Origin of the sequence: Rhizobium hidalgonense (genome assembly GCF_005862185.2) — a bacterium.
Classification (GTDB): domain Bacteria; phylum Pseudomonadota; class Alphaproteobacteria; order Rhizobiales; family Rhizobiaceae; genus Rhizobium; species Rhizobium hidalgonense.
Genome location: NZ_CP054027.1, coordinates 1,776,626 through 1,798,349, shown reverse-complemented (window position 1 = coordinate 1,798,349; position 21,724 = coordinate 1,776,626). Strand labels below are relative to the sequence as shown.

Below are 21,724 nucleotides of genomic sequence, written 5' to 3'. Positions count from 1 at the left end.
CTCACTCCAATTTTAATTAAAAACGGTGAATGAAAACTTACCGGCACAATCTGAACGCGACGCAGATGAAAAAGGCCGCTTTCGCGTCGCTTTCGCGGCCTTTGATCTGTCGTTTAACTCACGCTGCCCGTGTGTACCGGGCTCCAGGCGATTGCCCTGCCCCGCGCAGCCGGAAATTCGAAAGCAGCGTCTTCAGCTGGGTGCTTTCGTCGGCAAGCGTGCGGCTCGCCGCCGTGGTCTCCTCGACCATCGCGGCATTCTGCTGCGTCATCTGGTCCATGTGATTGACGGAACCGTTGATCTCGTTCAGCCCGGTCGATTGTTCGCGTGCCGCCGTCGCGATCGACGCGACGTGGTCGTTGACCTGGTTGACCAGCGCCTCGATCTCCAGCAGCGCCTCGCCGGTCGAGCGCACCAGCGCCACCCCGCCTTCGACCTCCGTCGCCGACCGGCTGATCAGTTCCTTGATCTCCTTGGCCGCATTGGCCGAGCGCTGGGCGAGTTCGCGCACTTCCTGGGCGACGACAGCAAAACCGCGGCCCGCCTCGCCTGCCCGCGCCGCCTCGACGCCGGCATTCAGCGCCAGAAGGTTCGTCTGGAAGGCGATCTCGTCGATCACCGAAATGATCTGGTTGATACGGCTCGACGATTCCTCGATGCGGCCCATCGCCGTCACCGCATTGCGAACGATATCGCCGGAGCGGCCGGCGCTCGCCTTGGTTTCGGCCACCATCTCGCGCGCCTCGTTCGCCCGCTCGGATGCGGTCTTCACAGTCGCGGTGATCTCGTCGAGGGCTGCTGCCGTCTCTTCGAGGGCGGCCGCCTGCTGTTCCGTCCGCTTCGACAGATTGCCCGTCGCTTCGCTGATGTCGGAAGCACTTTCGTTGACGACATGGCTCGATTCGGCGATCGCATGGATGACGCCGTTCAGCGCATCGACGGCGGCGTTGAAATCGCCCCTCAGCTTGGCGTAATCCTCGCCGATATCGCCGATCGCAACTGTCAGGTCGCCGCCTGCGAGCTTCTCCAGGCCGACGCCGAGCGCCTGCATCGCAAGCGTCTGCCGCTCGGAGGCCGAACGCAGGCTCGCCTCGTTACCGCGGCGCTCGTCCTCGATCTGCCGCTGCCTCTCGTCTTCCCGTCCGCGCAGCGCGCTGCGCTCATCGACGGAATCGCGCAGCACCAGCAGCGCCTTGGCCATCTGGCCGATCTCGTCGCGACAATCGCTGCCGGCGATCTCCACCGATGCCTCTTCGGCGGCAATCGCGTTCATGGCCGTCTTCAGCCGGGCGATTGGCACTGTTACGCTGCGCACGATGGCATAAGCGATGGCAATGGTGGCAGCCGCGCCGAGCAGGCAGAGCACCGCCGCCCAGAACGCGTTCTGGCGATAGAGTGCTGCAAGGTCATCGGCATAGACGCCGGTGCCGACGATCCAGCCCCAGGGCTCGAAACCGGCGACATAGGAATATTTCAGCACCGGTTCGTCGGCGCCCGGCTTCGGCCAGTAATAATCGACGAAGCCCTTGCCGTCCTTCTTCACCTTGTTGACGAATTCGACGAACAGGAACTTGCCTGTGGGATCCTTCATCTGCGAGATGTCGGTGCCATTCAACGCCGGCTTGATCGGGTGCATCACCATGTTGGGACGCATGTCGTTGATCCAGAAATAGCCGTCGGCGCCGTAGCGCATCGCGCCGATCACGTCCTTGGCGGCCGCCTGGGCCTGTTCGCGGGTCATCGTGCCCGCCTGCTCCATCTTGTAATATTTGTCGAAGATGCCGAGCGCCGTCGCCTCCATCTTCTCCAGCCCCGCCTTCCGCTCTGCCTGCAGCTCGGAATAGGAATAGTTCAGAAAGAACACCATCGTCGCCGCAAGCACTGCAAGGGTGAAGCCGACGAGGCAGTAAAGGCGGGTGGAAATCTTGACGTTGTGCATGAGGTTCCCAGCGATTCTAACATTTGCAATTCGTCACATACTGGAACAGCTGAATTACCGGACGGTAAAGTTGGATTAGTGGATTCTCACATAACGTAGGGTGAGGCCACAGTTGTAAAAATCAACCGGCTGAAATCCAACGGAATTTAAATCGTAGCGACCTGCCATACTTGTTCCTAACCGGTCCTCTCACCGAAAAGGATTGGTGCGGACACCTGAGTTCGCCTAACCTTGGCTGCAGAATCGTATCTGAATATCGAGGGAAATTTCCATGACCGATGCCGCCAAGCCGAGAGGCGAACTGACGCTGCGCACACTCGCCATGCCCGGTGATGCCAACCCGGCCGGCGATATTTTCGGCGGCTGGGTCATGGCGCAGATGGACCTTGCTTCCGGCATCCGCGCCGCAGAGCGCGCCAAGGGCCGCGTCGTTACCGCCGCCGTCAAGGAAATGGCTTTCGAGCTACCGGTCAAGATCGGCGACACGCTGTCGGTCTATACCGATGTCGACCGCGTCGGCCGCACGTCGATCACCCTGATCGTCGAAGCCTGGGCGCATCGTTCCCGCTACGCCAAGATGGAAAAAGTCACCGCCGCCACCTTCATCATGGTGGCGCTCGACGAAGAGGGCAAGCCTAAGCAAGTCCCCGAAGAGTGACAGGCCGGGCCGGAAACATGGAAACGGTCAGCTCGCCGGAGGTCTTCCTTCACATCAAGGTGGTGATGGGCATGGTCATCAGCCTTTCACTCGCGAGAGTGCTCACCGGCCTGGCCGGCATCGTCCAGCATCCGGCCAAGGCCAAGGTCTATCCCATCCATCTCGGCTGGGCGCTGTCGATGTTCCTCTTCATCATCCATATCTGGTGGTGGGAATATCGCCTGCAGGCGGTGCCGGCGATCGGCTTCGGCATCTATCTCTTCCTCATCTGCTTCTGCAGTCTGTTCTTCCTGCTGTGCGCCCTGCTTTTCCCGGCGAGCCTCGACGAATATGGCGGCTACGAGGAATATTTCATTTCCCGGCGCAAATGGTTCTTCGGCATCCTCGGCCTCACCTACGCCGTCGATATTCTCGATACGGCAATCAAGGGCCATGAGCGCATCCTCTCGCTCGGCTGGGAATATCCCGCCCGCAACATCATCTACATCCTGCTCTGCGCGCTGGCCGCCTGGACCCCCAACCGCCGCTTCCACACCATCTTCGTGGTCGTCAACCTCGTCTATCAGATGAGCTTTATCTTTAGGCTGTATGATGTGTTGGGGTGAGGAGCGGTTCGGTGCAGCCGAAGCAATCGATCCAGTGAATCGATTACAGCGACGAACGCCCTGAGCTTGAAGCGAAGGGCCGGGCAGCGGCTTGCTCCCCTTCTCCCCAGCGAGGCGAGATGCCCGGTTAAGGCAGATGAGGGGGGGGGGAGCGGCAAAGCCGCAAATGCGCTGAGGGCAAGCGAGGGGCAATGAAAGTCGTGCCGTTTGGCCCCCTCATTCGGCCCTGTGGGCCACCTTGTCCCTGCTGGGGAGAAGAACCGGCAAGCCGCTCAACCACCGCAACTCACCCCTTCAAAAACTGCGACCCCTTATCAAACTCCAATCCCGGAAAAATCTTCCCCGTCAAATCATCCACGCCGACATCGAACTGCCGATAGAGCATCGCCGCTGCAATCTCGCGCACATCCGCCGTCGGCATCAGGTCACGGTCGTCGAGCAGCTGGCCGTCGCCTATGCCGGGCCACTTGCCGAGGATGCGGCCGCCATTGATGGCGCCTCCAGCTAGCACCGCGCAGCCGCCGGTGCCGTGGTCGGTGCCGGCGGAGCCGTTCTGGCGGACGGTGCGGCCGAATTCGGTCATCGCAAGCACCACCGTCTTTGCCCAGATTTCGGGGCCGAGCGTCGTCTTCAGCGTGTTGATCGCTTGCGCGAGATCCTGTGTCGGCCGCTTGAACTGGCCGGCCTGGCCGATATGCGTGTCCCAGCCTGATATCGAGAAGCTGGCGATGCGGTAGTCGCCCTTCAGCATGTTGGCCGCGAGCGCCGCCACATCAGCAACCTTTTCACCGCGCTGGCCGTCCGCCTCGATCATCATCGAGGCGGCGTCGGCCCGCGTCGCCTCGGCAAGGGCTGCGGCAAACGGCGGATCGCCGGCATAGAGCCGCGCCAGGAACTGCATCTCGTCCCGCGCCGGCGCCAGATTGGAATCCGATGCCCAGACGTCGACATTGTTGGGACCGGAAAGGATCAGCTCCGTCGAGGTGTTGACGTCGATCGCCTTGCGCGCGTCCGAGCGCGGAATGACGGCGAGCGCCCGGTTCAGCCAGCCGGTCTTTTCCTCGGCGACATGGTCGCCGCCCGACTCCAGCATGTCCTGCCCGTCGAAATGGCTGCGCTGATCGCGATAGGGCGTCGACACCGCATGCACGAAGGCAAGCTCCCGGCTCTTCCAGAGCGGCATCAGTTCGGCGGCGGCGGGATTGAGGCCGAAGTGCCCGTCGAGATCGAGAAGCCCGGTATCGGGCGTCAGCGCCAAGGTCGGCCGGAGCGCCGCGAAACCGGCATCGCCGTAAGGCTGCACCAGATCCAGCCCGTCCATTGCGCCGCGCAGCACGATGGTGACGAAGCGGTTGTCGCCTGGCATCGCCGCGAAGGTGACCGGCGTGAAGACGGGAGCGGCGGCGAGACAGCAGGCTGATGTCAGAAAGCCGCGGCGGGAAAGGGAGATCCGGTTCATCGACAGCGTCATGGCGAAGGCCTCCTATCGGCGGTTGAATTCTGGCGATGCCAGCACCAATGTCAGTCCGCTGATCTTGTTCGGCGCCTGCGACACCACGCGGATCGTCTCGTCGCGCGCAGCATCTGCAAGCGTCGATTTCAGGAATTCACGCGGATCTTCGTCGCGGCCGAACTGGGTGGCGGCCCGCCGCGCCCAGGCCAATCGCTCGGCGAGCTGGCTGCCGGTGATCCAGGCGGAAAACCCTTCCTCGAAACCCGCAGGACTCGGCGGCAGCCAGGTCGGCTGTCCCATGCGCTTCAGTGCCCCCTGCCCCAGCGCCCGCGCCGTCCGGAAGGCCTTGAGCCGCTTGTCCCTCGCCTCGCCGGCGGGATCCGTTGTGACAGGCGATCCAGCCATGCCAGGCGTATTCGCCGCCATGTCGCCCTCTTCAGTGCCTTGCTGGTTGGCAGCCAGGAAACTGCCGACGACGCCGTTGACCGGCCCCGCATTCAGAGCCCTCAGGCCGGCGACGACGTAATCGAAGGGCTGGCGCGCCTTAGCACCCTCGTCGCGCCAGGCGGCGGGATGGTCGAACATGGCGGTGTAGACTGCTGTGAGATCACCATCCGTCTTCTTCCATGCCGCGGCCATGTCCGAGACCATGCCCTCGTCCGGCTGGTCGGAGATAAAATGCACCGCGAGCTTACGGCTGATATGCGCCGCCGTCTTCGGATGGACCGAAAGATCGTCGAGCATATCGAGATAGTCGTCGCCCGAGCGCTTGCGCCCGCCATAACTGACACCGAGCACCTGGTGTGTGCCGGGCTCGGAAATATTCGGCCGGAAGGCGATGTCCATCTCCTTGCGGTCGATGGTCAAGCCCGTCAGCACCATGGCCGCCGCCGTCACATCCGCCTGGGTATAGCCGCTGCCGGCCCCGAGCGTATGCAGTTCCAGGAGTTCGCGGCCGAGATTTTCGTTCAGCCCCTTGTTGCGTTTGATGCCGCCGGCCGAATCCGGCCCGAGCGAATCCGCCTGATCGAGATAGATCAGCATGGCGGGATGGGCCGTGGCGCTGCGCAGGAGATCGCCGAACCTGCCTGCCATGAATGGCCGGATCGCCTCGGATTCATAAAGTGGCACGATGAGCCGCATCGGCAGGCTCTTGTTGGCGCTGGTGGAGAAATGATCGGTCCAGAAGGTCGCCAGCCGTTCGTAAAAGCCATAGGGCGACAGTACCGCCTGCATCAGCCGCAGGTTCGCATCGTGCTGGAACTGTTGCTGCGCCTGGCGCTGCACCCCCTTGCGCATCTCGCGTCGGGTCGGATCGTCGGTCACCGTCTTGGCGTCCTCCCGGATCTGCTTCAGCTGCTCCTGCAGGCTGAGGATCGCCCGGTGGCGCATGTCGGGACCGCCGAGCGGAAAGTCGGGCGTTGCCGCCATCCCTTTGCTGAGCTGGCCGATCAGCTCATCCTTGCTTTGCGGCGGCGCCTCGCCTGGCCGAAAACCATACCCGAACCGGATCGCCGCCATCGTCGGGAAAGAGAGGCTCATGGCCGGTCAACTCCTGATCACTGCTGAAGCAATTCCAGCAAAAGTGTGCCGTGGTTTTGCGCCCGGAATTGCGCAAAAACAAAACCTTGGAAAGCATTTCCGTGACACGGAAATGCTGGAAGTGACAGGCTGCCAGCCGATTGCGACGCCAATCTGTAGAAAATGCGGCGTTATCTAGACATGGACGATTTGTAATTTACTGAAAAAACTACAATTTACGCCCGAAAGATGAAGGATGCTCCGATTGCGATCAGCGCAAAGCCGATCGCATGGTTCCAGGTAAGGTTCTCGCCGAGCCAGAAGATCGAGAAGCCAGCAAAGACGATCAGCGTGATCACCTCCTGCATCGTCTTCAGCTGCGCCGTCGTATAGACCGCCGAGCCGATGCGGTTGGCCGGCACTGCCAGGCAATATTCGAAGAAGGCGATGCCCCAGCTGACCACGATAGCAAGGAAGATCGCGCTGCCCTTGTGCTTGAGATGGCCATACCAGGCAAAGGTCATGAAGATGTTGGAGGCAAACAGCATGACGACGGGCCAGATGGCTGCGGGAGAAAACGGCATGGAAAAACTCGGGAGCTATGGAGGGAATAGGTGATCCGGCGAGATACCGGCAGGCCCTACCTAGCACGCCGTCGTTCGGCGGCAAGCCCCCAAGGCTCGGACCGATCGTCTCACGTCACGATGCGGATCGTCGGCAGGGCGCAGCGGCTCTCCTTCAAGTCTGTTGTGGCCGACCCGCCTAGCCGCATAGAGCCCGATGTCGGCGCCGCCGATCTGTTCACGCAGCGAACGGTCGCCCAACGGCCGCTTTGCAGAGTGCGGCCTCCTCCGACATCCCCTCATCCTGAGGCGCGCAGACCGCAGGCCGGAGGCTCGAAGCACACGCCGCAACAATGCTTCTTGCGCCTATCAGCCACCGGTGGCCGACCTCGCCCTTATACGGGAGAACCAATCACGCCCTATCCGCCCGCAGGCACCCTACCGCGGCAAGCCCAGGCCACCGATGCGAACGATCGCGGCCCATCCGGCTCGCCGGCTTCGTATGCGGCTCGGAGGGCGGCATCGACGGCCTTTCGCTTCGCCGGATCCAGCCCCGCGACATACTTGCCGAGCGGCCCCTCGCCGGCGGCGATCGGTTGCCAATAATCATCAAAGGAAGCGTATTCCATCCGGATCAGCAGCGACGTCTCCTCGACGTCGGCCAGGCCCTGGGCGATGAAGCTCTGCTTCAATTCCCCCGGACGCATCATCGGCTGGAAACAATATCTGCGACGCAGCGGCAGCGCCTGCTCGTCGAGCATGACAACCGTGTCCCACATCATCCGCATGCCGGACATGCCGCCATAATGATCCCAGACGGCAGCGGCGACCACGCCGCCAGGGCGGACCACACGGCGCATCTCGGACACTGCCTTGGCCGCCTCCGGAACGAAATGCAGCACGAGCAGCGACATTGCCCTGTCGAAGCGGCCGTCCTCGAAGGGCAGCGCACAGGCATCGGCCTGGCGGATGGATATGCGCGGATCGGTATTGCGGCGGGTCGCCGCCTCGACGAAGACCGGCGAATAATCGATGGCGGCGATCTCGCGCAGGCCGGCCGTTTCGGCGAGCGTGAACGTCAGGCTGCCGGTGCCGCAGCCGACATCGAGCACGCGGTCCCCATCCGCGAGGCCGGCGAAATCGATCAGCATCGGCGCCAGCCTCTTGCTCCACCGCCCCATCAGCCGTTCATAACCATCCGCATTTTCGACATTGAAACTCGACGGCATTGACGTCTCCCCCTTCAAGGACGATGGCCTGCGTCGATCATATGGCTCAGCGGCGAGCGGCCGCAAGTATCGGGTCGACCACGGAAGCTCGAGAGTGTCGCCGGCGGCAGGAGCATAGCCGAGCGAGGCGGCTATTGCGACGAGTTCGGAAACCGGCCGCCAGCCCTCCTGCCCGTCGCCTCTCTCAGAATTCCCGGACAGCGTCCCCGACGTCACTGACTGACGACATCGGGGACACAACGATGTGGCGGAGAACGTGTTACCCCGCCGCCTTGTCGAGCACACTCCAATCAAACCCCTCGGCCCAGTCGGCGTAGCGGTGCCAGCCGACATCGGGGAAATCCCGGCGCAGGGCGGCGATATCCGCGTCGTAGCCGGTGCGGTCGAACCATTCGAACATCAGCGCCATATCCTCGCTCTGCTGGCGTATCGCGGCGATTGGCAGTTCGTGGTAGGCGATCGGGCGGCCGAGGACGTCTGACAGGATCTTCACTTGCTCCTCGCCGGACAATTCGTCGCCGGCAATATCGAAACGCCTGCCGAACACCTTTTCGCGCCGCTCGGTGAGTGCCGCGACGAAACCGCCGATATCGGCGATGGCGATGTGCTGCAGCAGGCGAGCCGGCGGCAGCGCAGCCGCATAGACGCCCTGGCGCAGCCCGTCGATTGCCCATGGCGCCACGGTATTCTCCATGAAGGCGACCGGCGCGCTGATCGTGTAGGGAATGCCGAGCCCGGCAATATGTTTCTCGACCAGATACTTGCTTTCGAAATGCGGAATGCCGGTCTTCTTGTCGGCATCGGCGACGGAGGAATAGATCAGGTGGCCGAGGCCGGCCGCCTTCGCCGCATCTGCGGCGTTCATGCCCTGGCGGGCTTCCGCATCCGTCCCGGCCTCGTAGCTGTTGCCCATCAGGAACATCGTGTCGACGCCCGTCGCAGCCTTCGTCACCGATGCCGCGTCGTCGAGATCGCCGGCGACCACCTCGACCCCTGCGGCGGCCAGCCGCTTTGCGCCGCCGCTCTCCGGCTGGCGTGATATTGCCCTGACGCGATGTCCCCGCGAAATCAATGCGCGCACCACAGCACCGCCCTGCTGGCCGGTCGCACCCGTTACCAGAACGCTTCTCGTATTGCTCATGTCGCTACTCCTTGTCGTTGGCGATATGGCAGAGGTTAGGCCTGTCGAATTGGACCATAATAGCCTATTATTGAGAAACATCGTGCCACTGGTGAATACAATGTTCGACCTCAATGATATCGTCGTCTTCGCCCGAGTCGTCGAGGCCGGCAGCTTCACCGCCGCCGCCCGTCTGCTCGCTATACCGAAGACGACCGTCAGCCGCCGCATCGCCATGCTCGAGCGCGAGATGGGCGTACGCCTGCTGCAGCGCACCACCCGCAGCCTCAAGCTGACGGATGCGGGACGCCTCTATTACGAGGAGAGCAGCCAGGCGCTACGCACGCTGGAACAGGCCAACCTCCGCCTGGCCGAAACGCGGGCCGAACCTGCCGGCACGATCCGCATCTCCGCGCCGGTGGGATTCGGCGGCCATTTCCTTGCCGCGGCGATTTTCGATTTCCTGGCGACCTACCCGAAAGCCAAGGTCGAACTGCGCCTGACCGACGACCGGCTGAACCTCATCGAAAACGGCATCGACCTCGCCTTCCGCACCGGCATTCTGGAAGATTCCACCCTGATTGCCCGCAAGCTCGGCTCGACCTACAGGGCGCTCTGCGCCAGCCCGGATTATCTCGCACGCTGCGGCGCGCCCGATCAGCCGGCGGATCTTGTCCGCCACGATTGCGTCATCGCCGGCCAATCCACCCAGGCGCAATGGCTGCTCGAAGGGCCGCACGGCCAGGAAACAGTCGCGGTATCGGGCCGTTTCGCCGCTAATGAAATGCAGGCGGTCATGGCCGCCGCCATCGCCGGCCACGGCATCGCCCAGCTGCCGCACGTACATGCCGAGACCTGCATCAAGGATGGCCGGCTGCGCCGCGTTCTTCCCGACTATACCACGCCGGCCGGCGGCCTGCATGTCGTCTATCCCAGCAGCCAGCACCTATCGCCGCTGGTCAAGGCGTTCATCCAGGTGGCGGCCGAGCGCCTGAATGCGGTAAACGAGAGCAGCGATCTCGCCGTCGTCTTGCGGTAGTCCTGGTGAGGCCGCGGGGCTCGTTCACCGCCAAAGGAAGTCTGGTCCCGTGCTCTGCGACGTGAGCTTCAGCGTTCCGTCAGCCTGGACGACATAGCTCTCGAAAACGCGGTCGCCGAACTGGCCGAGAAAGGTGTGCTTGACCACCGTTCCCGTGCGATAGGGCGAATGAACGACCTTGCCGCCATAGGTGAGGCTGCCTGGAAGAGGCTGCGGACCGCTGCCGACGCTGGCGCAGGCAGTGAGCGCGAAAAGAATGGCAATGAGCGTGTGCTTCATCTGGAATATCTTTCCTGGGAAAGCATCCCCGGCATGATGCCACAATCAATCCGGACGCCAAGAGAGAAGTGGCGTCTGCCCGTCACACTTCCTTCAGCACCACCGTGCTGTCGAGGCTTCCGATCAATGTCGCGCTCGCCAGGTTGAGGCCGGCGACCTCGGCGGAAATGCCGTGCGCCCGGAAGCGCTGCACCACCTTGTCGAGTGCCGCAACAGCGGTGATGTCCCAGAAATGCGCCTCGGACACATCGATCAGCACGGATTTGCCGATCGCATCCTGGACGTCGAAAGCATCGATGAAGACATCGGCGGAGGCAAAGAACACCTGACCGGACACGCGGTAGGCGATCCGCCCGCCAGCCTGATCGGAGGCCACGTCCACCCGCAGCAGACGGGCGACCTTGAAGGTGAAGAACACGCCACTGAGCAGCACGCCGACCGTCACCCCGAGCGCCAGGTTGGCGGTAAAAACCGTGACGACAACGGTCGCAACCATGACCGCGCTCGACATCCTGGGATGAACCACCACGGCTCGAAGCGACGACCAGTCGAACGTGTCGATCGACACCATGACCATGATTGCCACCAGCGCGGCAACCGGAACCTCGGAGACCCAGGGCTTCAGAAGGACCATCAGAATCAGCAGAAAGGCGCCGGCAAACAGCGTGGAGAGCCGGCCGCGCCCGCCATATTTCACATTGCTCACCGTCTGGCCAATCATGCCGCAGCCGGCGATGCCGCCGAAGAGGCTGGCGGCCGCATTGGCGAGGCCGAGACCAGTGCATTCGCGGTTCTTCGAACTCGGCGTATCCGTGAGATCGTCGACGACGCTCGCCGTCATCATCGATTCCAGCAGCCCGACCATGGCGATGGCAAGCGCCGGTCCGGCGATGATCCGGAGGGTTTCCAGCGTCAGCGGCACCGCCGGCCAGGCGAAGACGGGCAACGAATCCGGCAGCTTGCCGAGGTCGGCGACAGTCAGCACCGGCAACCCGAGCGACATTGAGGCGACAGTCAGAATCAGAATGCAGATCAGCGGCGACGGGATCGCCGTCGTGATCCGCGGCGTCACATAGATAATCAGCAGCCCAGCGATCAAAACGGCATATTCCAGCGGCGCGGCACCGATGACATGCGGCATCTGCGCGGCAAAGATCAAAATAGCCAGCGCGTTGACGAAGCCGGTGCGCACCGATTTCGATACGAAGCGCATCAGCACGCCGAGCCGCAGCAGGCCGAACGCGATCTGCAGCAACCCCGCCAGCAGCCCGGCTGCAAACAGATAGGCCAGTCCATGGGAATGCACCAGCGGCGCCGCGACCAGTGCCACCGATCCGGCGGCGGCCGAAATCATCGCCGGTCGTCCGCCGGTAAACGCAATGACGATGCTAATGATGAAGGAGGCGAACAGGCCGACCTCGGGGTCGACCCCAGCCACGAAGGAAAAGGCGATGACCTCGGGGATCAGGGCGAAGGTCGCCACCGCTCCGGCAAGCACTTCGCGCATGGGATTGGCGGACCAATCGCGACGGATGGAGGAAAGCAGCATGGGATGGAGTCTCGCAAAGCATGGCCCGACACGCTCTGCCGAGCGGTCGCGTGATGGCATGCAGGTTTTGCGTTGTCTGGCGGATCGGCGGCCAGAAGAGCCACCCGGGGTCTCACCGGGTCCGTGGTGAATGCCTGTGGTATAGACGAGATATTTACCGCAGTGCAACATTCAAATGCACAGGATGAAAAGCGGAAGCCGCCCAATTGTTGCCGACCGAAGCACTCTGGCTCTTCCAGCCCCACCTTCTCGGCGACGTCAAACTCCCTTTCGTCAGACCGCCGCCTTGCCGCCGAAATCTTTGCGTCTGGCCTCTGCCTGCGAAAGCGCGCTGACAATTCTTTCGTCGGTGAAAGGCTTGGAGATCACATCGAGCGCCCCGTCGATGCCGTGGCCGACATTTTCCGGACTGCCGGTGACGAAGATGACGTCCACGCCGTGGCGGTCGATCAGCCGGCGCGCCAGCTGGGCGCCGCTCGCCCCATCCGAGAGATTAAGATCGACGAGCGCCACATCGCTTCTATGAGCGTGGGCGAGAGCCTGCTCCACCGTCGAAACCGGCCCGATGGTCTGGTGTCCGGCCTCTTGCGCAATGCGTTCGAGCTCCAGAGCGATGATATTCTCATCTTCAACGATCATGACCCTCATGATTGAGCCTCCCCTATCGGACCGCGGGCACAGCTACGGCAACGGGTATAACGCTGCCTGCCCCGGAATGTTTCCACTTTGCATTGAAATTTCTTTTCAGAAGCCGAACGTAGTCGCTCGGTGTTGCCGTGATCGGGGATTAGGCCGCCGGACCGAACACGCCGAAGGCGCAGAAGTTCCCACTGCCGCGGCCTCGCTAACGAACGCTCTTCTGTTCGGTGTGTACGTCACTCGCCTCTGTGCAGGAACCAGCCGATGGCGGCATCGCTCCGGCATCGGGAAAGCGGCAATTGCCGCACGGAATGAATGCGGCTGATCCCTCCCTCGCCGTCCATCTCCACGTCCATGCAAGCGCAGGCATAGCCGTGCGTGGCATGGGTGTAGACGTATTCGCCGGTCGTAAGGTCGGGGATCTTGTCCATTCCTTCGGCTTTGTAGCCGCTGCCATTCTCCATGATGATCCAGCCGCCGCCGGCATCATTGATGCGACCAGTTCGCCGTCGAGGGATTGTCCAGCCAGCCGCAGCGCCTTTCGGCATGCGCCGCCGCAGGTGCGAGAAGCATCATCACCACAAGCGCATGCAATCTCATCGCCGCCGCCCCCTCCGCATCGCCGGCCACTATGCATGGTCAGTGGCCGGCAAGGCAACCGAGGTCATTCAGATCTTCATCGTCGCGCCACCTCTCACGATTTCCCCTTGGCGCTTTCCTCTCGGAACGCCGCCTCGCCGGCGTCGGAGACCTCGACCCATTTCTTGTCGGGTTCGGCATCAGCAGCGTAACTGTCGTGCCAGTTCCACCACTTGTAGGTCGGTGTCTGCGGATAGCCCTCGGGCGAATCCTCCCAGACTTCCTGGCGTCCGAGCGGCGTGATGTCGAGATAGTTCCAAGTGCCGCCCATCTGCTCGTCGCCGCGGTTGTTGACGAAATAGGTGCGGAAGATGCGCTCGCCGTCGCGGTAGAACACGTTGGTGCCGTGCCACTCGTCGACGCCGAAATCCTTGTCGAAGCTGTCGGTGATCGTCACCCACGGTATCGTCGTCCAGCCCATCCGCGCCTTCAGCCGCGCGATATCGGCCTGCGGCCCGCGCGAGGCAAAGACCAGCGTCGTGTCGCGGGCGTTGAGATGAGCGACATGGGCGACCTGATCGGCCACCATCGAGCAGCCGCGGCAGGCATGCTCCGGCCAGCCGAAGACGCCGGGCTCGTAGAAGGCGCGGTAGAGGATTAGTTGGTGGCGCCCCTCGAACAGGTCGAGCAGGCTGACCCTGCCCTGCGGCCCTTCGAATGCATAATCCTTCTCCACGGCCATCCACGGCATGCGCCGGCGCTCGGCGGCAAGCGCGTCGCGGGCATGGCTCTGGGCCTTTTCCTTAACGAGCATCTGCTTCCAGGCAGCGTCCCAGGCTGTCTGCGACACGACCGCGGGTCTGTGCATGGCCTTCTGTCCGCCGTTCTGAGCTGTTGTGGTCATTTTGAAATCTCCTGGTTACGGCGAATACCGGCGCTTCGGGGATGCAAAGCACGCGTCCGTCCGCTGCTTGTCACTGTTGCGGGAGATAGTCTGGCAGCGGATCTCGGCCAGTGGGAGTAACAAGTGTGGCGCTATTCGAGCCCTGGGCGAAGTTCTCGTTCCGCCCGTTTCCAAGACCGCCGTCGGTCGACCTGGAGATCATCAATGACGAAGGACTCTGCAAAAGCCTTGTCGCCCTCGTCGGCTGCCTCGGCGCGGCCTATGTCGCCGACGGGTTGTTGGGCGTCGAAGCGCTGGGATGGACGGTCGGTAGCGCTATCCCGCGGTGACCTGCTTCCCCTTGTTCAAGACATTGATCGATCGCCCGCAACAGAATGATTTTAAGCTGGTGGGCCAAAAATCATGCTGTTCTAAATTAAACTGTTAGAGCATGATGTCATAAGGAAACCGCTCACACCTTTCGGCACCATGCTCTGGACGAGGAATTGTTCGATATGACGACAGCCTCCTCCGGTGAGCCGGCCAGGCACGGCAGCGCCAGGATCTGCCGCGGCTGCTGGGACCAGATGCATATGCCGATTCCGATCGGCGGCCCGTTCGCCTTGCCCTTCCGCGCCTTGGGCATCACCCGCAGCAAGATGAACCCGGATATCTGCACGATCTGCGAGCGCTCCTTCCAGTACGTCAAGAAGCAGCGCCAGATCACCGTCGACGCCACTATCCTGTTTGCCGATATCAGGGGATTCACGGACCTGTCGGAGCGCATCGAGGCGGTACAGCTGAGCGCGATCGTCAGCCTGTTCCAGGATCGCTGCGCCCAGGCGATCTGGGCGCATGACGGCATCGTCAACAAGCAGATGGGCGACGGCCTGATGGCGATCTTCAATTTCCCGATCGTCAGCAAGGATCACGCCGCCGCCGCGATCCTAGCCGCCCAGGAGATCCAGCGCAACTGCGCCGCGGCGCTGAACGAGCTGACGCTCGAGGCCCTGCCCGGTCGCACCCTCGGCGTCGGCGTCGGCATCCATTCCGGCGAGGTTCGGATCGGCGAATTCTCCAGCTTCCGCAGCGATTTCACCGCAATCGGCGGCGTCGTCAACCAGGCCGCCAGGCTGGAATCCCACGCGGCGGCGGGCGAGATCCTGGTCTCGGCGGATACGGCAGCGAAGGCTCCCGACCTGGCGGCGGGCGCCGAAACCCGCATGCTGGCCCTGAAGGGCATCGAGCAACCGGTGCAGGCACGTGTGCTGGTCAAGCACTGAGCGACGGCGATTGCGGCCTGCTCGAAGCATCATCCCGCCGCCAACATGACAGCCGCAATTTCTCAAGCTGTGATTGCGAGTACATCGGATCATGGGCAGTTTTTCTCTGTTTCACTGGTTGATCGTCTTGATCCCGATCGGCGTGGCATTGTTCTTCGTCTTACGAAAGCCGCTGGTTGGGCCGAACCGCTTCGGCGGCCGGCCGCAGGCCATGGGTTTCGGCCAGGCGATAGGAAGGTTTTTCAAGAATTATGTGAACTTCAGCGGCAGAGCGAGCCGATCGGAATTCTGGTATTCGGTACTCTTCGTCTTTCTCGTCGCCGTCGCTTTGTATATCGTGGATCGGAGCGAAACCTTGAGCCGGATCTGGTCGTTGGCCACGTTTCTTCCGTGGATCGCCGTGGCCGCCCGACGCCTTCACGACATCAACCGAAGCGGATGGTGGCAGCTTCTTGGACTAATACCTCTCATTGGATCGGTGATCGTGCTCGTATGGTACTGCAGGGCATCGATGGTGGATGATTCCAGGGAAGCCGTCTTTCTTGAGCAAAGTGTGAGGATGGTGGTCCTCGCGGGTTGAGCGGGTCCATCGTCATGACGCGGACTGCGGGGTGCGCAGTCCGCTTCTGACGGCATCCGGAAGGGACCGGCGAGGTTGGCAAGAGCTCGCCTCTGTCTCAGTACTTCATGTTCCGCAATTCAGGAAAATCATAGGAACGCAGCCGCTTGTCGTGGCAGCGATAGTCGTCCTTTTTCAAGTACAATATCATGTTGTGTTGCAAGCCAAGGCCGATATAGGACCAGTCTGGGTAAGCACGTTCCGTCGTACGCGTGCAATAAGCATAGATCTGCTTTTCCGGATTCAGTAGAACCACGCTGGAAATCTCTGCCTTCACGAAGTTCCCCGCTTTAATGGTTCCCCGCAGAGCATCGACGTATTCGCGTCGAACCGCATTGGAGGGCGGACGCTGGGAGTCTGCAACGGATTTCGGCGCCGGAGTTTGGCAACCGGCCAGTGCCAGCGCGGCAGCGCAAGCAAGGAATTTGATCTTCATTCAGTTGAATCTCCCGTATCGAGGTCGATCGATCGGCCGTTTCCAAAAGGCCATGGCTGCAAAAAGGAACGCACAGCCCGTACGTCGAGGCTCCGTCCTGCGGGCCGCGCATCTCCGCATGAGAAAGGTTGGAGGAAGCCGCGCCGCCGCTCAGCAAAATCTCGAACGGCGACCCGACCGGAGCCTTCGCGCTGCCTCAGGTCTTCATGCCGTTCATCTCAGGAAACGGGTAGTAGCGCAGCCGCTTGTCGTGGCAGCGATCGTCGTTCACCGTCGCGCCCAGTATTTTTCCATCCGTGAAGGAGACGCCGAGATAGGCCCAGTCGCCCCAGCCACGCTTAGGCACTATCCGCACGCAATAAGCATAGATCTTCTTCTCGGGCTCAAGCAGCACCACGCTCGAAATCCGAGCCCAAACGACTTCCCCCGCTTCGTGTCTGTAAACTCTCTTGAATACAACATTGATGAAGTTCTGCCGGACGTCGCTCGAGGGCGGACGCTGGGAATCTGCAACGGATTGCGACACGGGGGCGTTGCAGCCGGCCAGCATCAGCAGGGCAGCGCAGGCAAGAAGTTTTATTCTCATTCAGGTGAATCTCCAAAGAATCGGAGCGTGATAAACGCTGCGCATTCCTACAAACACAGCGGGAATAATATTACATGAACATAGTTGACGCGGCGCCGCTGGCCGCGCGACGGCCGAACACCTCTGCGTCACTGCCTTTATACCGGAGAGTTTGAAACCGGACTTTCGGCCCCGGTCTGATCATCATCGCTGATCGCCACGCCGGCTTCCAGCGCCGCAAGGACGAACGCCTGCCGCACCGTCTCGGCCGGCATGCGCCCGGCAAGCCAGGCACGGCAGAAATCCATCGCCCGCTGCTGATGGACGCCGCCATTCATCGGCCAGTCGGAGACGAGCGCAGAAAGCGCGTCCTGCGGCGACCGGAGAACCAGCCGTTCGCCGGTATCAAGGTTGATCGAGATCGCTTTCTTCCAGAAGGCGGAATGGTCACTAATGGCAGGAGCACCTGAGCTGGAGTGAAAGAAGCGAAATGCGGGGTACCAATTTCGGTTCCAGCACAGATTCGTGACACATCTTTGCCAGGCACAGGGCATGCAGGAAACAATGCCGCAGCATGTCCTTCGAGGCCTTGCCCCATGGGTTGCGCGCCTCTGGATGAGGTGCGTTGGGGATGCCGCGTGCGCCGTAAGAGACGTTGGAGGAGACCACCTCGCTTCCGGCTCCTGCTGCACACCGCCTCGCGCCGGAGACTCGGAGAGCCTCATCCTGAGACGCCCCCGCAGGGGCCTGGAGGGACGAGGCGGCTCTCTATTGGGAGGCAGCGATGCCTCGATTATCGCATCCGGGCACCGGTCCGATACCCATCTTGCAAATTCATTCCACGTAGACAATCTGCTCGCGAAGCAAGCATGTGGTGCGCGGAGTCGCGACATATGCACTGCGAACGCTGCCATGCGTCTCGCCCTCAGCTCCACACCATCAAATGTCGCACCAGTGCAGCCAGCAAGACCTGCCATTAACCTGGCAGCTTGCAGCCCTTGCTCATACCTGCAGACTGCATAGCGGAAACCTTGCCTTTTGAAACGGCAACGTCGCCTTCCTTATCCCCGCCGGCGACGCTGCCGATCGGGACGCCCACGAGGAACACGCCGAAAGCATCGCCGTTTGCCGCGCTGATTTGTTGCTTGGACAAGCCATCGAGTTTGACCTGTTCCTTCTTGAGTTCGACGGCGAGCGCCTGGCAACTCAGGTTGGTGTAGGCTGCCATCGGAATGTCGGCCTGTACAATGGCGTCAGGACGTTTGGCGCAGCCGGCCAGGGCTGCGGTTGCGGCGAATGCGATAATGATCTTGTTCATGAATGGTCCCCAATTCCCGCAATAGCTGTAACATCGGCTCGCGCAATGGGGGAGGAGCCAAGGCCTTCAACCACAGGCTTTTATTGTTTGGTCCTCAGCTGCGTCCGCGCGAGAACTATTCCATCTTTCGAACAAACAGTTCGTTTCCCTTTTGTACTCTTTGCCTCTTCCCTTTCGCGGTGACTCTCTCCATATTCGCGCCATGGCCAAATCTCCGAAGAAATCCCCCGCCTCGAATGGTTTCGAGGAAGCCCCTCAATCGTCCTTCGAGGGCGCTCCCCTGTCGGGCTCCGTTGCCGATTGGGTGAAGCAGCTGGAGGCCGATGCCGAGGCGGCTGGCGTCGAGTCGCAGCGTGAAATCGCGTCCAAGGCCGGCAAGCACCGCAAGAAGGTTGAAAACGAGGCGCGCAAGCACTCCGAAGCCGTCAGCGTCAACAACAAGGCGACGGCGAGCAAGACCGCGCGCGGCGTTTCCATCGGCGGCTCGACCGATCCGAAGACTCGTGCCGCCGCCGGCCTCAACCCGGTGGCGGGTCTCGACATCTCGCTCGAGGATGCCGACAAGATCTCGCCCGGCGGCGTCACCGCCACGGTCGAAGCGCTGTCGGCGCTGATCGAAAGCGGCAATCCGCTGCACAAGAACGGCAAGATCTGGACGCCGCACCGCCCTGCCCGCCCCGATAAATCCGAAGGCGGTATCCGTATCCTGATGAAATCGGATTACGAGCCGGCCGGCGACCAGCCGACGGCGATCCGCGATCTCGTCGAGGGGCTGGAGAATGGCGACCGCAGCCAGGTGCTGCTCGGCGTCACCGGCTCCGGCAAGACCTTCACCATGGCCAAGGTGATCGAAGCGACCCAGCGCCCGGCCGTCATCCTGGCGCCGAACAAGACGCTGGCCGCCCAGCTCTATTCCGAATTCAAGAATTTCTTCCCCGACAATGCGGTGGAATATTTCGTTTCCTACTATGATTATTACCAGCCGGAAGCCTATGTGCCGCGCTCCGACACCTATATCGAGAAGGAAAGCTCGATCAACGAGCAGATCGACCGCATGCGCCACTCGGCGACGCGCTCACTGCTCGAACGCGACGACTGCATCATCGTCGCCTCGGTCTCCTGCATCTACGGTATCGGCTCGGTCGAGACCTATACGGCGATGACCTTCCAGATGTCGGTCGGCGACCGGCTCGACCAGCGCCAACTGCTGGCCGATCTCGTCGCCCAGCAATACAAGCGCCGCGACATGGATTTCACCCGTGGTAGCTTCCGGGTGCGCGGCGACACGATCGAGCTCTTCCCCGCCCACTTGGAAGATGCCGCCTGGCGCATCTCGATGTTTGGCGACGAGATCGACGCCATCACCGAGTTCGATCCGCTCACCGGCCAGAAGGTCGGCGACCTGAAATCGGTGAAGATCTACGCCAATTCGCACTACGTCACGCCGCGCCCGACGCTGAACGGCGCCATCAAATCGATCAAGGAAGAGCTGAGACTCCGCCTCGCCGAACTGGAAAAAGCCGGCCGCCTGCTGGAGGCCCAGCGCCTGGAGCAGCGCACCCGCTACGATATCGAAATGCTCGAAGCCACCGGCTCCTGCCAGGGCATCGAGAACTATTCACGTTATCTCACCGGCCGCGACCCCGGCGATCCGCCGCCGACGCTGTTCGAATACATCCCCGACAACGCGCTTGTCTTCATCGACGAAAGCCATGTCACCGTGCCGCAGATCGGCGGCATGTACCGGGGCGACTTCAGACGCAAGGCGACGCTGGCCGAATACGGCTTCCGCCTGCCCTCCTGCATGGACAACCGACCGCTGCGCTTCGAGGAATGGGACGCCATGCGCCCCGACACCATCGCCGTCTCGGCCACCCCCGGCGGCTGGGAGATGGAACAATCCGGCGGCGTCTTCGCCGAACAGGTGATCCGCCCGACCGGCCTGATCGACCCGCCGGTCGAGGTCCGCTCGGCCCGCACCCAGGTCGACGACGTGCTCGGCGAGATCCGCGAGACCGCCGCCAAGGGCTACCGTACCCTCTGCACCGTGCTGACCAAGCGCATGGCCGAGGACCTGACGGAATATCTGCATGAACAGGGCGTGCGCGTCCGCTACATGCACTCGGATATCGACACGCTGGAGCGTATCGAGATCCTCCGCGATCTCCGCCTCGGCGCCTTCGACGTGCTCGTCGGCATCAACCTGCTGCGCGAAGGCCTCGACATTCCCGAATGCGGCTTCGTCGCCATCCTCGACGCCGACAAGGAAGGCTTCCTGCGCTCCGAGACCTCGCTGATCCAGACGATCGGCCGCGCCGCGCGCAACGTCGACGGCAAGGTCATCCTCTATGCCGACAACATCACCGGCTCCATGCAGCGCGCCATGGACGAAACCGCCCGCCGCCGCGAAAAGCAGATGATCTATAACCAGGAGCACGGCATCACCCCGGAATCGGTCAAGGCCAGGATCTCCGACATCCTCGATAGCGTCTACGAACGCGACCACGTCCGCGCCGATATCTCGGGCATCTCGGGCAAGGGCTTCGCCGATGGCGGCAACCTCGTCGGCAACAACCTGCAGACCCATCTCAACGCGCTCGAAAAGAGCATGCGCGACGCCGCGGCCGACCTGGACTTCGAAAAAGCCGCCCGCCTCCGCGACGAAATCAAACGCCTCAAGGCCGTGGAACTCGCCGCAATGGACGACCCGATGGCCCGCGAGGAAGCCAAGGCGATGGAAGGTTCAGGCAGAAAGAAGACTGGCGCCCCGACCGCAACCGACTCCCTCCCCCCTGTGGGGGTCCGAAGGACGGGTCGAGACGAGGGGCTCGATCCCGGTCAGGTTGGGGAGGGGAAAGCCACAGTCACCACCCCCTCCTACTTTTCAAGACCCACCCTAGACGACATGGGCCCCGGCACCGACACTACCACACCGCTCTTCCGCAAACCGGACCTCGACGAAATGGGCCGCCACGTCGCCACGCCCGCAGACAAGAGCCTCTTCCGCCGCAACACCCTCGACGAAATGACCGTCGGCCGCACGGAAAAACCGGTGACCGGCCACGTGCCGGAAAAACCGGATGCCGCCAAGAGCACGAAGCGGTACTCGCCGCTGCTGGAGGGCCAGCCGGAGCGGGATGATGGCATCCGGCCGGTCGTGCGCGGGAAGGTAGGAGCCGGGAGCTATGAGGAGCCGGGCGAGCAGAAGCGCAAGGGTCGTACGAAGGGGAAGACCGGGCGACCGGGGCGGTGAGGCAAGCGGCGACACCTTCCCTGTTCGCCGGTTCCCCGCGCAGCCTGACGCGGAGATAGGTGCATAGAAAATCTGCCGTATCCCGCGCAATCGGTTCGATGACATGGAGGTTTCGGCGCTTGCCGACTGCATAGCCGCCGAAATCTGGATACGACGCTGAGGCTGTTTGCGAAGCTCATTATTGAGGAACGACC

Annotated in this window: 22 protein-coding genes, 1 pseudogene and 1 other annotated feature; of the genes and pseudogenes, 8 read left to right on the top strand and 15 right to left on the bottom strand. The window is 62.4% G+C overall.

What is annotated here, in order from left to right; genetic code table 11:
- Nucleotides 1-118 precede the first annotated feature (118 nt).
- A complete protein-coding gene (locus FFM81_RS08495) occupies nucleotides 119-1,939 on the bottom strand; it encodes a methyl-accepting chemotaxis protein (RefSeq protein ID WP_138384150.1) in 1,821 nt (606 codons plus the stop codon).
- Nucleotides 1,940-2,210: 271 nt separating this feature from the next.
- Here FFM81_RS08495 and FFM81_RS08490 point away from each other — a divergent pair, with 271 nt between their 5' ends.
- Together FFM81_RS08490 and FFM81_RS08485 are read left to right on the top strand one after the other, a co-directional pair.
- The gene (locus FFM81_RS08490) at nucleotides 2,211-2,597 is read left to right on the top strand and encodes an acyl-CoA thioesterase (RefSeq protein WP_025416444.1); all 387 of its coding nucleotides are present in this window, start codon (nucleotides 2,211-2,213) and stop codon (nucleotides 2,595-2,597) included.
- A gap of 17 nt (nucleotides 2,598-2,614) precedes the next feature.
- On the top strand, nucleotides 2,615-3,202 hold the full coding sequence (locus tag FFM81_RS08485; protein WP_128398291.1) for a hypothetical protein: 588 nt from the start codon (nucleotides 2,615-2,617) through the stop codon (nucleotides 3,200-3,202).
- 286 nt (nucleotides 3,203-3,488) lie between these two features.
- Here the strand turns inward: FFM81_RS08485 and FFM81_RS08480 are convergent, their stop codons facing one another.
- Together FFM81_RS08480 and FFM81_RS08475 are read right to left on the bottom strand one after the other, a co-directional pair.
- Nucleotides 3,489-4,673 carry a DUF1501 domain-containing protein gene (locus tag FFM81_RS08480; RefSeq protein WP_138384149.1) on the bottom strand — a complete coding sequence of 395 codons (1,185 nt, stop codon included), beginning with the start codon at nucleotides 4,671-4,673 and terminating at the stop codon, nucleotides 3,489-3,491.
- Nucleotides 4,674-4,685: 12 nt separating this feature from the next.
- Complete coding sequence (locus tag FFM81_RS08475) at nucleotides 4,686-6,197, bottom strand: DUF1800 domain-containing protein (RefSeq protein ID WP_138384148.1); 1,512 nt, start codon at nucleotides 6,195-6,197, stop codon at nucleotides 4,686-4,688.
- Between FFM81_RS08475 and FFM81_RS08470 the strand changes: the two genes are divergently transcribed.
- Complete coding sequence (locus FFM81_RS08470; RefSeq protein ID WP_164895926.1) at nucleotides 6,196-6,375, top strand: hypothetical protein; 180 nt, start codon at nucleotides 6,196-6,198, stop codon at nucleotides 6,373-6,375. The genes FFM81_RS08475 and FFM81_RS08470 overlap by 2 nt on opposite strands.
- A 37-nt stretch (nucleotides 6,376-6,412) precedes the next feature.
- Here the strand turns inward: FFM81_RS08470 and FFM81_RS08465 are convergent, their stop codons facing one another.
- The 3 genes from FFM81_RS08465 to FFM81_RS08455 all read right to left on the bottom strand — a co-directional run bounded on the left by FFM81_RS08465 (nucleotide 6,413) and on the right by FFM81_RS08455 (nucleotide 9,109).
- Nucleotides 6,413-6,760, bottom strand: a complete 348-nt coding sequence (locus FFM81_RS08465) for a DMT family protein (RefSeq protein WP_003564375.1) — start codon at nucleotides 6,758-6,760, stop codon at nucleotides 6,413-6,415.
- Between the two features lie 398 nt (nucleotides 6,761-7,158).
- Nucleotides 7,159-7,968, bottom strand: a complete 810-nt coding sequence (locus FFM81_RS08460) for a class I SAM-dependent methyltransferase (protein ID WP_003564377.1) — start codon at nucleotides 7,966-7,968, stop codon at nucleotides 7,159-7,161.
- A gap of 259 nt (nucleotides 7,969-8,227) precedes the next feature.
- Nucleotides 8,228-9,109 carry an NmrA/HSCARG family protein gene (locus tag FFM81_RS08455; protein ID WP_003564379.1) on the bottom strand — a complete coding sequence of 294 codons (882 nt, stop codon included), beginning with the start codon at nucleotides 9,107-9,109 and terminating at the stop codon, nucleotides 8,228-8,230.
- Nucleotides 9,110-9,209: 100 nt separating this feature from the next.
- On the opposite strand from FFM81_RS08455, the gene FFM81_RS08450 reads away from it, so the two are divergent.
- Complete coding sequence (locus tag FFM81_RS08450; RefSeq protein ID WP_025416449.1) at nucleotides 9,210-10,127, top strand: LysR family transcriptional regulator; 918 nt, start codon at nucleotides 9,210-9,212, stop codon at nucleotides 10,125-10,127.
- 24 nt (nucleotides 10,128-10,151) lie between these two features.
- On the opposite strand, the gene FFM81_RS08445 is transcribed toward FFM81_RS08450, so the two are convergent.
- The 5 genes and pseudogenes from FFM81_RS08445 to FFM81_RS08425 form a co-directional block, all read right to left on the bottom strand.
- Nucleotides 10,152-10,406, bottom strand: a complete 255-nt coding sequence (locus FFM81_RS08445; protein ID WP_003564382.1) for a hypothetical protein — start codon at nucleotides 10,404-10,406, stop codon at nucleotides 10,152-10,154.
- 82 nt (nucleotides 10,407-10,488) lie between these two features.
- Nucleotides 10,489-11,955, bottom strand: coding sequence for a SulP family inorganic anion transporter (locus FFM81_RS08440; protein ID WP_025416450.1), 1,467 nt, complete (start codon nucleotides 11,953-11,955; stop codon nucleotides 10,489-10,491).
- 70 nt (nucleotides 11,956-12,025) lie between these two features.
- Nucleotides 12,026-12,081, bottom strand: a sequence feature (sul1 is cis-regulatory element that is thought to sense ions involved in sulfur or methionine metabolism; They are found in Alphaproteobacteria).
- A gap of 147 nt (nucleotides 12,082-12,228) precedes the next feature.
- Nucleotides 12,229-12,603: a response regulator gene (locus tag FFM81_RS08435; protein WP_003564386.1), complete on the bottom strand. Its 375-nt coding sequence runs from the start codon at nucleotides 12,601-12,603 to the stop codon at nucleotides 12,229-12,231.
- 227 nt (nucleotides 12,604-12,830) lie between these two features.
- Nucleotides 12,831-13,194: pseudogene (locus FFM81_RS08430) on the bottom strand (DUF4087 domain-containing protein).
- A gap of 94 nt (nucleotides 13,195-13,288) precedes the next feature.
- On the bottom strand, nucleotides 13,289-14,077 hold the full coding sequence (locus FFM81_RS08425) for a DUF899 domain-containing protein (protein WP_003564390.1): 789 nt from the start codon (nucleotides 14,075-14,077) through the stop codon (nucleotides 13,289-13,291).
- 125 nt (nucleotides 14,078-14,202) lie between these two features.
- Here FFM81_RS08425 and FFM81_RS08420 point away from each other — a divergent pair, with 125 nt between their 5' ends.
- From FFM81_RS08420 to FFM81_RS08410, 3 genes are all read left to right on the top strand, one after another.
- Complete coding sequence (locus FFM81_RS08420) at nucleotides 14,203-14,406, top strand: hypothetical protein (RefSeq protein WP_003564392.1); 204 nt, start codon at nucleotides 14,203-14,205, stop codon at nucleotides 14,404-14,406.
- A gap of 165 nt (nucleotides 14,407-14,571) precedes the next feature.
- Nucleotides 14,572-15,339, top strand: a complete 768-nt coding sequence (locus FFM81_RS08415) for an adenylate/guanylate cyclase domain-containing protein (RefSeq protein WP_138384147.1) — start codon at nucleotides 14,572-14,574, stop codon at nucleotides 15,337-15,339.
- Nucleotides 15,340-15,430: 91 nt separating this feature from the next.
- Nucleotides 15,431-15,919, top strand: coding sequence for a DUF805 domain-containing protein (locus tag FFM81_RS08410; RefSeq protein ID WP_138384146.1), 489 nt, complete (start codon nucleotides 15,431-15,433; stop codon nucleotides 15,917-15,919).
- Between the two features lie 97 nt (nucleotides 15,920-16,016).
- Here FFM81_RS08410 and FFM81_RS08405 read toward each other — a convergent pair whose 3' ends face one another.
- From FFM81_RS08405 to FFM81_RS08390, 4 genes are all read right to left on the bottom strand, one after another.
- Complete coding sequence (locus FFM81_RS08405) at nucleotides 16,017-16,394, bottom strand: hypothetical protein (RefSeq protein ID WP_173883766.1); 378 nt, start codon at nucleotides 16,392-16,394, stop codon at nucleotides 16,017-16,019.
- 196 nt (nucleotides 16,395-16,590) lie between these two features.
- Nucleotides 16,591-16,980 (bottom strand): hypothetical protein, encoded by a 390-nt coding sequence (locus tag FFM81_RS08400; RefSeq protein WP_003564399.1) that lies wholly within the window; start codon nucleotides 16,978-16,980, stop codon nucleotides 16,591-16,593.
- A 137-nt stretch (nucleotides 16,981-17,117) separates the two neighbouring features.
- Nucleotides 17,118-17,513: a DUF982 domain-containing protein gene (locus tag FFM81_RS08395; protein WP_138384145.1), complete on the bottom strand. Its 396-nt coding sequence runs from the start codon at nucleotides 17,511-17,513 to the stop codon at nucleotides 17,118-17,120.
- Nucleotides 17,514-17,935: 422 nt separating this feature from the next.
- The gene (locus FFM81_RS08390; RefSeq protein WP_025416454.1) at nucleotides 17,936-18,277 is read right to left on the bottom strand and encodes a lipoprotein; all 342 of its coding nucleotides are present in this window, start codon (nucleotides 18,275-18,277) and stop codon (nucleotides 17,936-17,938) included.
- Nucleotides 18,278-18,479: 202 nt separating this feature from the next.
- On the opposite strand from FFM81_RS08390, the gene uvrB reads away from it, so the two are divergent.
- Nucleotides 18,480-21,530: an excinuclease ABC subunit UvrB gene (gene uvrB, locus FFM81_RS08385; RefSeq protein ID WP_138384144.1), complete on the top strand. Its 3,051-nt coding sequence runs from the start codon at nucleotides 18,480-18,482 to the stop codon at nucleotides 21,528-21,530.
- Nucleotides 21,531-21,724 lie beyond the last annotated feature (194 nt).